At 40.1% G+C, this 12,655-nt stretch carries 14 protein-coding genes; 10 read left to right on the top strand and 4 right to left on the bottom strand.

Annotated features, from left to right (window positions below):
- Positions 1 to 5: 5 nt before the first annotated feature.
- Positions 6 to 470, bottom strand: a complete 465-nt coding sequence (locus V7S75_RS03365) for a MarR family winged helix-turn-helix transcriptional regulator (RefSeq protein WP_459511346.1) — start codon at positions 468 to 470, stop codon at positions 6 to 8.
- 101 nt (positions 471 to 571) lie between these two features.
- On the opposite strand from V7S75_RS03365, the gene V7S75_RS03360 reads away from it, so the two are divergent.
- Positions 572 to 1,183, top strand: coding sequence for a Maf family protein (locus V7S75_RS03360; RefSeq protein ID WP_459511344.1), 612 nt, complete (start codon positions 572 to 574; stop codon positions 1,181 to 1,183).
- On the opposite strand, the gene V7S75_RS03355 is transcribed toward V7S75_RS03360, so the two are convergent.
- Positions 1,180 to 1,506 (bottom strand): HesB/IscA family protein, encoded by a 327-nt coding sequence (locus tag V7S75_RS03355; protein WP_315576569.1) that lies wholly within the window; start codon positions 1,504 to 1,506, stop codon positions 1,180 to 1,182. The two genes, V7S75_RS03360 and V7S75_RS03355, sit on opposite strands and share 4 nt — an antisense overlap.
- Positions 1,507 to 1,650: 144 nt before the next feature.
- On the opposite strand from V7S75_RS03355, the gene sufC reads away from it, so the two are divergent.
- The 6 genes from sufC to V7S75_RS03325 are packed head-to-tail and all read left to right on the top strand — an operon-like array spanning position 1,651 to position 6,075.
- Complete coding sequence (gene sufC, locus V7S75_RS03350; RefSeq protein WP_377977158.1) at positions 1,651 to 2,403, top strand: Fe-S cluster assembly ATPase SufC; 753 nt, start codon at positions 1,651 to 1,653, stop codon at positions 2,401 to 2,403.
- A 3-nt stretch (positions 2,404 to 2,406) separates the two neighbouring features.
- Positions 2,407 to 3,651 (top strand): Fe-S cluster assembly protein SufD, encoded by a 1,245-nt coding sequence (gene sufD / locus V7S75_RS03345; RefSeq protein ID WP_459511342.1) that lies wholly within the window; start codon positions 2,407 to 2,409, stop codon positions 3,649 to 3,651.
- Between the two features lie 2 nt (positions 3,652 to 3,653).
- Positions 3,654 to 4,883: a cysteine desulfurase gene (locus tag V7S75_RS03340; protein ID WP_459511340.1), complete on the top strand. Its 1,230-nt coding sequence runs from the start codon at positions 3,654 to 3,656 to the stop codon at positions 4,881 to 4,883.
- Position 4,884: 1 nt separating this feature from the next.
- Positions 4,885 to 5,307 carry a SufE family protein gene (locus V7S75_RS03335; RefSeq protein ID WP_459511338.1) on the top strand — a complete coding sequence of 141 codons (423 nt, stop codon included), beginning with the start codon at positions 4,885 to 4,887 and terminating at the stop codon, positions 5,305 to 5,307.
- Positions 5,308 to 5,319: 12 nt separating this feature from the next.
- Positions 5,320 to 5,631, top strand: coding sequence for an iron-sulfur cluster assembly protein (locus V7S75_RS03330; protein WP_377977154.1), 312 nt, complete (start codon positions 5,320 to 5,322; stop codon positions 5,629 to 5,631).
- A 30-nt stretch (positions 5,632 to 5,661) separates the two neighbouring features.
- A complete protein-coding gene (locus V7S75_RS03325) occupies positions 5,662 to 6,075 on the top strand; it encodes a BrxA/BrxB family bacilliredoxin (RefSeq protein WP_459511336.1) in 414 nt (137 codons plus the stop codon).
- A 69-nt stretch (positions 6,076 to 6,144) separates the two neighbouring features.
- Here the strand turns inward: V7S75_RS03325 and V7S75_RS03320 are convergent, their stop codons facing one another.
- Together V7S75_RS03320 and V7S75_RS03315 are read right to left on the bottom strand one after the other, a co-directional pair.
- On the bottom strand, positions 6,145 to 8,952 hold the full coding sequence (locus tag V7S75_RS03320) for a M16 family metallopeptidase (RefSeq protein ID WP_459511334.1): 2,808 nt from the start codon (positions 8,950 to 8,952) through the stop codon (positions 6,145 to 6,147).
- A 96-nt stretch (positions 8,953 to 9,048) separates the two neighbouring features.
- On the bottom strand, positions 9,049 to 10,452 hold the full coding sequence (locus V7S75_RS03315; RefSeq protein ID WP_459511332.1) for a tetratricopeptide repeat protein: 1,404 nt from the start codon (positions 10,450 to 10,452) through the stop codon (positions 9,049 to 9,051).
- 92 nt (positions 10,453 to 10,544) lie between these two features.
- Between V7S75_RS03315 and V7S75_RS03310 the strand changes: the two genes are divergently transcribed.
- From V7S75_RS03310 to V7S75_RS03300, 3 genes are all read left to right on the top strand, one after another.
- A complete protein-coding gene (locus V7S75_RS03310; RefSeq protein WP_459511330.1) occupies positions 10,545 to 11,468 on the top strand; it encodes a Ppx/GppA phosphatase family protein in 924 nt (307 codons plus the stop codon).
- A 96-nt stretch (positions 11,469 to 11,564) separates the two neighbouring features.
- On the top strand, positions 11,565 to 12,236 hold the full coding sequence (locus V7S75_RS03305; RefSeq protein ID WP_315576549.1) for a MotA/TolQ/ExbB proton channel family protein: 672 nt from the start codon (positions 11,565 to 11,567) through the stop codon (positions 12,234 to 12,236).
- A gap of 8 nt (positions 12,237 to 12,244) precedes the next feature.
- Positions 12,245 to 12,655, top strand: a complete 411-nt coding sequence (locus V7S75_RS03300) for an ExbD/TolR family protein (RefSeq protein ID WP_377977148.1) — start codon at positions 12,245 to 12,247, stop codon at positions 12,653 to 12,655.

Genomic DNA, 12,655 nt, shown 5'->3' with positions numbered 1-12,655 from the left:
ATTGTTTAATTGTTAGTAAATACATTTCTGATTTCGTCCAAGACCTCATTGATTTGATCCAACTTGTCGGAACTTATGCTAGCAAAATTTTTCTCCCAGGCCAATTGTACCTGATCAATTTCTGCTAATAATGCCAAACCTGCTGGTAGAATAATGACATCAACCGCTCTACGGTCATGTGGACATTCGCGTCTTAACACTAATTTTTTCTCTAATAGCTTGTCGACTAATCGGGAGGCATTAGACATTTTATCCATCATCCGTTCCGTGATTCCTAAAACGGTCATCGGATTGTTTTGTTGTCCACGTAATATACGTAGTACATTGTACTGTTGGGCTGTCAAACCAAAGGGTTTCAAAAGATCGTGCTGTTGCTGCATCATCCAGTTGCCTGTGTATATAATGTTTACAATCGCCTTGCTAGTTGGCGTTGTAAATTTGCTCTGCTTTAAATCCTCTGAAATTCCCATAACTGAAATTTGATGTAGCAAAATTAAATGTAATTACATTAATTACAAATGTTTTTAAAATTTATTTTTCAAAAGGTCACATTTATATCCTATTTTTGGTCATGCAAGATTCATTTAGCCTTCAATTTCCTTTCATTCTAGCCTCGAATTCCCCTCGTCGGAAAGAGATTTTATCACAAGCTGGATTTCAATTTTCGGTATTGCCTTCAGATGTGGATGAATCTTTCCCGATTGATATGAAGCCTCAAGAAGTTCCTGTCATGCTCGCTGAACGTAAGGCGAAAGCTTTGTTAGAGTCTTGTGAAAATGCCTTGATTTTGGCTGCGGATACAGTAGTGATTTTGGATGGAGAGATTCTGAATAAGCCTTTGGATAAGCAAGATGCACTGCAAATGCTAAAAAAGCTGTCAGGTAAAACGCATGAGGTCGTGACGGGAATTGCGTTGGCTAGTCCGCAAGGGATCGTAACGGCAGCTGATTCGGCTTTTGTTAGTTTTAGGGAATTGGCCAACTGGGAAATGGAGTGGTACGTACGTGGTGGTTCATCCTTAGATAAAGCAGGAGCCTATGGCGTACAAGATTTTATTGGAATGGCCGGTATTGAACAATTGAATGGGTCATTTTATACGGTGATGGGTTTGCCTATCTACCGCGTTTATGAATTAATGAAACCATTCATTTTGGAATCTAAACAGATTCCTATGGGAATTTAAATCGAGAAGCTCTCGCCGCAACCACAAGTACGTGTTGCATTCGGGTTTTTGAATTGAAATCCTTTGCCATTCAAGCCATCTGAGAAATCGAGTTCCGTTCCAGCTAAGTAAAGAATGGATTTTTTGTCAACCATTACCTTGACACCCTTGTCTTCGAATATCATATCGCTCGCTTGGGGTTCTGATGCAAAGTCTAATTGGTACATCAAGCCAGAACATCCACCACCTTCCACAGCAACGCGAACGTTGAATGCTTCCGTTAATCCTTCTTTCTGACGAATTTCTTTAATGCGATTCGCTGCTATTTCTGAGATTGTGATCATGATTTCTGTCGTTTTAGTGGAACAAAGATAAACAAAAAAAAGATAAATTTTTAAGTTATTTAGAGTGAATCTAAATAAAGTATGGTTTTGTATTACTTAAGGTTTTAATTTTGTGTTTCATTAGCCTTATTCAACAAGAACGATATGTTATCAATTAAAAATTTACATGCGCGCATCGGAGAAAAAGAAATTCTTCGTGGGATTAATCTGGAAATCAAAGCCGGCGAAGTTCATGCCATCATGGGACCCAATGGTTCTGGTAAATCAACTTTAGCGTCCGTATTAGCGGGTCGGGAAGATTATGAAGTAACAGAAGGTTCAGTTGAGTTTCAAGGTAAAGACCTATTGGATTTAGCTCCTGAAGAACGCGCTGCTGAAGGTGTTTTCTTAGCATTTCAATACCCTGTTGAAATTCCTGGTGTATCTACGACCAATTTTATGAAGTCGGCGGTAAATGAAATTCGCAAATACCGTGGCGAAGAGCCTTTAGACGCCGTTCAATTTTTGAAAATGTTCAAAGAGAAAATGGCTTACGTAAATATCGACCAGTCCTTATTGAGTCGTTCATTAAACGAAGGTTTCTCGGGCGGTGAGAAAAAACGGAATGAGATTTTCCAAATGGCCGTTTTAGATCCTAAATTGGCTATTTTGGATGAAACCGACTCAGGTTTAGATATTGATGCCCTACGTATTGTTGCGGAAGGTGTTAACAAATTAAAGAGTCCAACGAACGCGACGATTGTCGTGACGCACTACCAACGTTTATTGGATTACATCGTGCCAGATTTCGTTCACGTACTTTACAAAGGCCGTATCGTTAAATCAGGAACGAAGGAATTGGCGCTAGAATTAGAAGAAAAAGGTTACGATTGGATCATTTCGGCATTAGTTGATTAACACATGGCAACAGACACACTAGTAAGTATTTCCCTCGGGAAAGAAAAACAAGCGGCCATGGATCGTTTCTTGGCCAAAGGATTTCCGACCAATAAATGGGAGGAGTGGAAATATGCATCCCTGAAGTCCTTAAATGACATCGATTGGAATTGGAATTCGTCGGAAACGCCCACGAATACAAGTATTCCAACTTTAGAGGCATCTATCCAATTGCAATCGTTGAATGGAAAATTCACCACCGTTGGGGCTTTGCCAAACGGTGTTGAAATTCTTGAATTTTCAACTTTCGCACAACAAAACCCTGATTTCATTACTAAATGGGATAAGCGGAATCAAATCTTGGATCAAAACTCCTTGTATGATTTGAATGATGCCTTAACGACCACCCATCAAGTTATTTGGGTGAAAGCAGGAACTACTTTGCCCCAACCCATTGTACACCAGCTTTTGGCAGATGTTAGCATTGCCTCAGCCATTCAAAGTAAATTGTTGATTTACAGCGAAAAAGGGGCGAATGTCACTTGGGTCGATGATTTAAGATCAAATGCATCATCAGAAACCATTCTTTCGAATTATGTTCAAGAGATTTGGGTAGAAGAATCCGCACAATTGACATTTGTCAAAACGCAAGATTTTGCGCTGAAAACGACACATGTTGATCATACGTTTATTTTCCAACAAGCTAATAGCCAAGTGGATATGTTCACTTTCTCCATCAATGGAGGATTTGTGCGCAATAACCTACATTTCTATGTGGATGGTGAAAATGTCCTTTCAAATCTGAATGGATTGTATGTCCCTGGAAACAATGAATTTATTGATTCACACACGGTTGTAGATCATCGCAACCCCAATTCAGAATCGAACGAATTATACAAAGGCGTATTGCTAGGTAATTCTACAGGTGTATTTAACGGAAAGATTTTTGTTCGTCCTGACGCGCAAAAAACGAATGCCTTTCAATCCTGTAAAAATGTCTTGGCATCTGATAAAGCAACGATGAATACCAAACCTCAATTGGAAATTTGGGCGGACGATGTGAAATGTTCACATGGAACGACAACGGGTCAATTGAGCGATGAGGCCTTGTTTTACATGCGTTCACGCGGTATTTCGGAGGAAGCGGCAAAGACCTTGTTGATGTTGGCATTTGTCCAACAAGTCATTGATAAAATAGAAATACCTGAATTAAAAGAAACTATTTCTGATCGGGTGGTAGCGAAAATACAACAAGCATTAGGGGTATAATCATGGCAGAGAAATTTGATATTGAGCAAGTAAGGAAGGATTTTCCCATTTTAGACCAACAGGTCAATGGAGCTCCTTTGGTGTATTTTGATAATGCAGCAACGACACAAAAGCCTCAAATTGTGATTGATGCGTTGAATCATTATTATACGCGAGATAATGCCAATATCCACCGTGGTTTACACACACTTGCAGAGCGTTCTACAACGGGTTATGAATTGACCAGAAAGAAGTTGAAAGACTTCCTGAATGCGGAATCTACGGATCAAATTATCTTCACTTCCGGAACAACTGCTGGGATTAATTTGGTGGCTCAGACTTACGGTCGGGCTAATTTTTCCAAAGGCGACATAATTCTAGTTTCGAATTTGGAACACCATTCAAACATTGTTCCTTGGCAGATGATTGCCGAAGAAAAAGGAGCGGAGGTTCAAGTGATTCCAGTCGACGAGGCCGGTGTTTTGGATATGAAAGCCTATGTGGAATTATTAGACACAAACCGAGTTAAGTTTGTTGCTGTTAACCATGTGTCGAATGCGATCGGAACAATTAACCCGATTGCCTATATCATTGCGCAAGCACATCGCGTAGGAGCGAAGGTGTTAATTGATGGAGCGCAATCAGTGGCACACTTTGAAATTGACGTTCAAGCGTTGGATATTGATTTTTTAGCCTTTTCGGCCCATAAATTATTTGGTCCTACGGGTGTGGGTGTGTTGTACGGAAAACGTGCTTTGCTTGAAGCGATGCCGCCGTATCAAGGTGGGGGAGAGATGATTAAGGAAGTGAGTTTTGCGGGTACAACGTACAATGAATTACCCTACAAATTTGAAGCAGGAACACCCAACATCGCGGATGTATATGCCTTTGGTTTTGCCTTGGATTATCTGAAATCCTTGCCAAAGAATGCCGTTTGGGAGCAAGAAAAAGCTTTGTTGGACTATGCGACTGAACAATTAAAGCAAATTGATGGTTTACGTATCGTAGGTCAGGCACCCGAGAAAATTGCCGTGGTAAGTTTTGTGATTGATGGGGTACATCCACAAGACATCGGTGTTTTGTTGGACAAGTTTGGTGTCGCAATTCGTACGGGTCACCATTGTGCCCAACCGCTGATGGCACGTTATGAATTAGTAGGAACTTGTCGGGCGTCCTTCGCGTTTTACAATACCAAATCAGAGATTGATTTGTTTGTGAAAGCGTTGAAACGTACGATAACAATGTTGAGTTAATATGGCAACGATCAATGAAACCCAAGACGAGTTAATCGAAGAGTTTGGTCTTTTTGAGGATTGGGCTGATAAATACGAATATTTGATTGATTTGGGTAAGAAATTAAGCCCGATGAACGAAGCCTTCAAAACGGAGGAAAATGTCATTAAAGGCTGCCAAAGTAAGGTTTGGTTACATGCCGAAAAGCAAGGCGATCAAGTTGTCTTTTTTGCAGATTCGGAAGCGATTATTGTAAAAGGTATGATTAGTATGTTGATTCGCGTATTATCGAATCACACGCCAGCAGAGATTATGCAAGCTGATTTATATTTTATTGATCAGATTGGGATGGCGCAGCATTTGGCTCAAACACGTTCAAATGGTTTGGTAGCCATGGTAAAACAAATGAAAAATTATGCGGTTGCGTTTAATGCAATGGCTTAAGATAATAGAAGCATGACGGAAGCAGAATTAAAGGAAGAAGTAGTAAAAGCAATTAAGACCGTATATGACCCCGAAATTCCGGTGGACGTGTATGAGCTTGGGTTGATTTATGAAATCAAGATTTTTCCGGTGAACAATGTGTATATCTTGATGACTTTGACTTCGCCCTCATGTCCTTCGGCGGAAAGTATTCCCGTGGACATCGAGAAGGCTATTCGGGAAGTAGAAGGTGTTGCGGAGGTTTCTGTCGAATTAACGTTTGATCCACCGTATTCACAAGATATGATGTCGGAAGTTGCCAAATTGGAACTTGGCTTTATGTAAGTGTGTTTAGCAAATTAAAATAGAAATAATATGTATCCAGAACATTTAGTACATCCCATGCGGATGGATATCGTAGCGGGTGGATTTCAAGAATTGAAGTCGGCCGCTGAAGTAGAAGATACGATGGCAAAACCAGGTACGACCTTGTTGTTTATCAACTCGGTTTGTGGTTGTTCAGCATCTACTGCTCGTCCAGGCGTTAAAGCTGCAGTTGCGGCTTCTGCAAAGAAACCAACGAATTTAGCAACGGTGTTTGCGGGTGTGGATCAAGAGTCTACGCAAAAAGCGCGTGAATATACCTTGCCTTATCCTCCATCATCTCCATCAATTGCCTTGTTCAAAGACGGTGAATTAGTTCACTTTGTAGAGCGTCATCACATTGAAGGCCGTTCGGCGGCTTTGATTGCTCAGCATTTAGAAGGAGTATTCGAAGAGTATTGTTAATAAAAAAGGAGCCTCTCGGCTCCTTTTTTGATGTTTGAAATAGCCGTTCCATGAACGGCTATTCTTGTTTTACTGCTTCGGTGCTCCACCCACAGCGCCAGACTCCGACGGTGTGTTTTTGGCCTTCTCAGCCATCTTTTTGGCAGCACCCTCGTAATCTCCCGCTTTAATGAATGACATCTTCGTCAAGTCGATTGTTTTACGTGTTGCTTCTAGAATTTGTTCCGGTGTTAAGTTTTTCACCTTGTTCTCTAATTCCTCAGACCATTTTAAATTACGTCCCAAGAATAGATTGTTATTTAACGTTCCCACCAAAGCATTGTCTTGTGAACGCGTTACTTGCTTCGCTTGAATCCATGATTTCTTCGCCTCATCAATTTCTTTCTGTGTAAAGCCTTCCTTCAATACCTTCTCAATTTCTTCTTTGAAGGCTGCCTCTAATTTGGCAATATTCTCAGGAGCATAAATAGCATACCCTAAGAAAGCTCCATTTTGATCCAAAGGACTCGCTGCAAATTGTGAACCTACGCCATAAGATAAACCTTCTTTCTGACGGATACGATTCATTAAACGTGAACTTAGGCCACTGCCGCCACCCAACATATAATTGCTCAATTCTAGCGCAGCATAATTAGGGTCCGAATCCGAGATTTTCAACGGCTGATAAGCTAAGAAGAATGCATTCGCTTTATCTGGAGTTTCAATCGATTTTACCTGACCACCATTTTCATGGAATTTATCAGGAATCCGTGTATAAGCCTTAGGTGATTTCCAGTCAGCTAATTCTGATTTTACGAATGTTTTAATGGCGGCCTCATCAAAGTCCCCAACTACCGAGAAGGTTGCATTCGACGCACCATAAAAACCTTTATAGAAAGCAATCGCCTCTTCTAATTTAGCCGCAGTATAACGTTCTGTTTGCTCGGCCATCGTTGGTTGGTAACGTACGTCATTCTTAGCATAATGTCCTGAACGCCATTGTCCCAATACATCCATCGCTTTCGCTTGAGGTTCTGATTTTTGACCTTCAATTTGCGTCAAATTCTCTTGCTTTAATTTCTCGAATTCTTCAGCTGGGAAGTTCGGTTGTTTCAAGGCTTCCGCAACCAATTGTAAAGCTGGCAATAAATTCTCCCGTGTCGTTTCAATTGATACATTTGCTTGACGAGCCTCTCCAGAAATCGAAACACGTGCTTTTAACTTATCTAATTCATCTTGGAATTGTTGGCGTGTATGTTTCGCTGTTCCTTTTGTCAACATATCTGCTGCCAAATCCGCTGCAGTTGCTGTACCTAACAAGGTTTTCTCATCGCCAAAACGCAAGGTTAAACGAGCATAAACAGAATTTCCACGTGTTTTCTTTGATAATAATGCCAATGAAACACCTGCAATCTTCTCTGTTTTAGTACGCGAATCAATGTTGCTTGGGGATGGATCAAATGCCTCTCCTTCAGCAACAGCCGCTTTTCCTTTAAAATCTTTTAATACGTCTGCCACATCTTTTGCTTCCGGAATTTCCGCACGGTCAGGTTTTTCAGTAGGATAGAAAATGCCGGATGTGCGATTCGCCGACTTGAAGTATTTGGCTGCCACGCGTTGAACATCAGCTGCAGTTACCTTTTCTAATTGGTTTCTTGTGTGGAATAACAAGCGCCAGTCGCCTTGCGCGATGAATTCAGATAAGCCTACGCCAACACGCTGTGCATTGTTCAATAATAACTCGATGTTTTTGATGCCTTTAGTCTTGATACGATCAACTTCTTCTTGAGTTGGTGCTTGTTTAGCAAATTGCTCAATCGTTTCAATCATAATGTTCTTAACAGAATCCACCGATTTGCTTTTCAATACCTCAGCACCGAAATACACCAAACCTGGCTCTTTTAATTGCATCGTATAACCAAACTGACTCGAAGCTTTTTTTGTATCAATTAATGCCTTGTACAAGCGTCCTGATGGTGCATCAGTCAATAAATCAACTAATACATCGCAGGCAATGAAATCAGGATGTAAGCCTGATGGGATGTGATATGCCATGCCTACTTGTTGGACATCACCCACCCGACGTAAAGTCACCTCGCGCTCCCCATCTTGTGTGGGCTCAGCTGTGAAAGTTGGTGTTAAAACACGCTCAGGACGCGGAATGATACCAAATTTCTCATTGATTAATTTCAATGTTTTCGTTGCATCAAATTTTCCAGCTACCAATAACACGGCATTATCCGGTTGGTAATATTTGCGGTAATAAGCTTGTAAATTCTCAATAGGCACTTTTTCGATATCTGAACGAGCACCAATGGTTGAGTTTCCATAGTTATGCCATAAAAATGATGTAGAAACAACACGCTCCATTAAAACAGATCCTGGGTCATTTTCTCCACTTTCAAATTCATTTCGAACTACAGTCATTTCCGTCTCTAGTTCACTTTTAGCGATGCGAGAGTTGATCATGCGGTCGGCTTCCATGTCCAATGCCCAATCTAAATTCTCATCCGTAGAAGCAAATGTCTCAAAGTAGTTTGTGCGATCTAACCAGGTTGTACCATTGAATTGTGCACCGTGGTCAGAGATTTCTTTGGCAACTTCTTTATGCTTTTCCTTGGTTCCTTTAAAAACCATGTGTTCCAATAAATGGGACATACCCGTTTCACCATATCCTTCGTGGCGTGAGCCCACTAAATAGGTAATGTTTACGGTAATCGTTTGTTTAGATGGATCTGGGAAAAGTAAAACTTTCAATCCATTGGCTAATTTGTATTCCGTAATTCCTTCAGCCGCAGTGACTTTTTCAGGAATAGGTAAGGATTTAGACTTTTGTTGGGCAAAAACTTGCATGCCAAAGCAGAAGATTGCCAAACCTGTGTAGAGTAGTTTTTTCATAGAAAAAATTTATAAATTTTACGAATTTAATGAAGTTCGTTTTTCGTGCACATCCTTTTGGATGAGTGGCAGAAAATCGGGGCAATTGGGAAATGATTATTTTTTGTATTGCTGGATTAACTTGAAAATAGCCTTTTGGGTTTCCAAATTTGGGAAATAATCGAATATAAGCACATGCTTATCGTAGTCAAGCATTAAGCCTGTTTCTAAGAAATGAAATGCCTCTTTAAATTGGGCAGCTTTGATTAAAAAGATGGCTGATCGGTAGTACAATTCTGCTTCTTCGGGTAGTTCATCGATGGCTGAAAGCATGATGTCGGCAGATTTCTCATAATCCCCTAATTCAAAGTGCATTTGTGCCCATTTAACCCAAGTAGGGGCAAAAAATGAGTCGAGTTCAATCGATTTTTGGAATGCTTCATCAGCAGAAATGGAATTACCTAAATAAGCTTCCACATCGGCTAATCCAGTCCAATACAAAGGATTTGTCTCGTTAAGTTTGATCGCTTTTTTAAGGAAATGCAAGGATTCAAACCATTTGTCTAATTCTGTTAAACAAACCGCTAAACCATAATAACCTTCATCCCAAAGTGGATCAATTTTAACCGCATCTTTGTAAAAAGTTAAGGCCTCATTAAATTGTTTTTGGCGTTCTAAACTTGCGCCTAAACAGCAATAAAGTTCTGGGTTCGGCTCATCGTGTTGCAAACAGAGTCGGTAAGCTTCTTCTGCCTTCACATATTCCTCCAAATTCATGTAGGTATTACCTAAGTTGAATAGGGAAGAGGCGAAGGTGGGTTCGATGGCCAACGAATATTCATAGGCATCGATGGCTTTTTCGTATTTCTTTTGTTTGGAATAGGCTATCCCTAAATTATACCAAGCTGTGAATGAAAATGGATCTTGATCGATGAATTTTTCATAATAGGGGATACTTTCCTCGATTTTGCCAATTTCATCCAAGGCATTCGCTAATTCGACTAGTGCATTTTCATTCTCGGGGTTGTGCTCAAGTGATTTCTTGAACATATCTACGGCTTCGCGGGGTTTTGGCCAAGTTAAATAGCAAAGTCCCAAACGGAAATAGACGTCATCTTTTTCCTCCGCATATTCTAAAATGTGCAGAAATATCTCCACAGCTTTTTCGTGTTGCTTCAATTGACTCAATAGCGAACCTTTGACCATGAGTAAATCGAGGTCAGTTGGGAAGAGCAACATCGCGTTTTCGATCAACTCATAACCCGCCTCAGCTTGCTGCATTTCACCCAAAATTTGGGCTTTCAGCGTGATTAATTCTAAGGTATAGGGGAAATGTTCTAAGCCAATGTTACAGGCTTTTAAGCCCTCATCAAATTTCCCTTGAATGAAATAATGCTCCGCAATTTGCTCCAATGTGTCCAAGTCGAAGAATGAATTTTCATCCTCGTTGAGCATTTTCTCGAAGCGATTTAACGAAGATTGGATATCCTCCTTATGGTCATCAAATTCTGGATCCAGCATCTAGGAAATTTGGGTTGGAATAGGTTCTAAATTACGAATTGTTTTTTAATAAACAGCCTTTCGGCGTACTTTTGTTCCAAACCCATATTTGAATGCCACAGCCGCGTGCGATAATTGATTTAGGAACGAATACATTTCAGCTTTTGATTGCTGATCAAGACCCTTCAACGGGTCAGCTGCAGCTATTGTATGAGGATCACCGCCCGGTGGGTTTAGGTAAAGGCGCCATGGAAACAGGATTGTTGCAGTTGGACGCCATGGCAAGAGCCCTCGAAGCTTTGGAACGATTTCTTTGGTATGCGCAAGATAAAAATTGTGTTTCTATTCAGGGAATAGGAACAAGTATTCTACGGAATGCACGTAATTCCTCGGGGTTTATTGAATTGGTGGAAAGCCAACTAGGAATACCGATCGAAGTGATTTCCGGAATTCAAGAGGCGGAATTTATTTTCCAAGGCATTCGTCATTCCTTGCCTGAGCCCTGGGATGCCGTTTCTTTGGTGATGGATATCGGCGGAGGTAGTGTGGAATTTATTCTCTTTCAAGGCCAAACGATATTGTTTAAAACAAGTCTCGAATTGGGCGGGTTAAAATTGCAATCGCTTTTCCAAAAAGAAGGTGAATACCATGCGGATTTGGACAAAGAATTAGCGATCTATATTCAAACAGGATTACAAAGCTTGTATGAAGCTTGTGAACTACATCAACCGCAAAGACTGATTGGAGCAGCAGGAGCCTTCGAAACTTTGGCCGATATTCAATTGGCTCAAGGACATTTAATGCACATTGAAAAAGCTAATCAATTGGATTTACCTGCATTTTATGCATTAATGGACCAAATAGCGAAACTGACAGTTGCTGAAAGGCAAGCAATCCCAGGAATGAAGGCATTTCGTGCGAGCATGTTGCCTTATGCCAATCATTTGATTGCTCAGGTAATGGCAAAGACCTCAATTAAGGAGTTGTGGATGTCCATGTACAGTCTTAAAGAAGGTTATTGGTACAGCGTTCAATAATTATTTGAATAAATGCGGGCTATTTTTTTGAAAAAGACAATATTTTTGGCCAACTTTAAGTTTATATTAAATCATTAAAATTTTCAACAAAGCTATATGTCTTCACATCTTAATTTTATTCTGTTAGATGCTGCTCAAGTCGAGGAATTCACTGTTTTAAGTTTATTGGAAAAAGGGGGATATGTTATGTATCCAATCTTATTCTTGTTTACGGCTGCCTTGTTTTTGTTCATTGAGCGTTACTTATACATTCGTAAGACATCACGTATTGATGAGAATTTTCTTCACAACATCAATGAATTGCTTTTAGCTGGTAATATTCAAGGTGCTGTAACGTATTGCAAGAATTCAAAATTCCCAATCGCTAATTTGTTAGAGCGTGGTTTAGGCCGTTTAGGTTCACCTATTCGTGATATTGAAGATGCCATTGAGAACAAAGCGAAGCTAGAGATTTATAACATGGAAAAGAACTTGGGTATTTTAAGTTCGATTGCACGTATTGCACCGATGTTCGGTTTCTTGGGAACAGTAACGGGTATGATTCGTACTTTCCACAATATCTCGACTTCAAATAAAATTGAAATTTCAACGATTGCATCGGGTATTTATGAGAAGATGGTGACATCCGCTTCGGGTTTGATCGTTGGTATCATTGCTTATGTGATGTATACTTTGTTGACAACGATGATTGATCGTTCGATTAACAAAATGGAAATTGTAGCGATGGATTTCATCGACTTGTTACACAAGCCTGCTAATAAAAAATAAATTATCCTATGAATTTTAGAAAGCGCGAACGAGAAGCATCGGAAGTAGAAACAGGCGCCCTAGCGGATATTCTATTTTTTCTATTGATGTTTTTCTTAATGATTTCGACGTTAGCATCTCCGGATGCCATTCGTTTATTGTTGCCAAAAGCAGATTCAACGAAAGTTACCCCACCTGTTGTGGAGTCGATTCGTGTTTCAGTGGATGCGAATAACAACTTCTTTATCGATGGAAATGCTCAGCCATTTGCCTTGGATCAAGTAGATAGTCAATTGAAAGAAATCTTAAAAACGAAAAAAGCCAATTCTTTGATTATCTCAATTGATAAATCAAGAACAGTTCAGGATTTAACGGATGTATATGATTTAGCTGCCAAAAATAACCTTTCAATGGTTATGGCGGCCGAAAAGAAAAAGTAA

The organism is Aquirufa sp. TARAVU-A1A, from assembly GCF_054558675.1.
The sequence above is the reverse complement of the archived record's forward strand: the minus strand, read 5'-3'. Positions and strand labels throughout refer to the sequence as shown.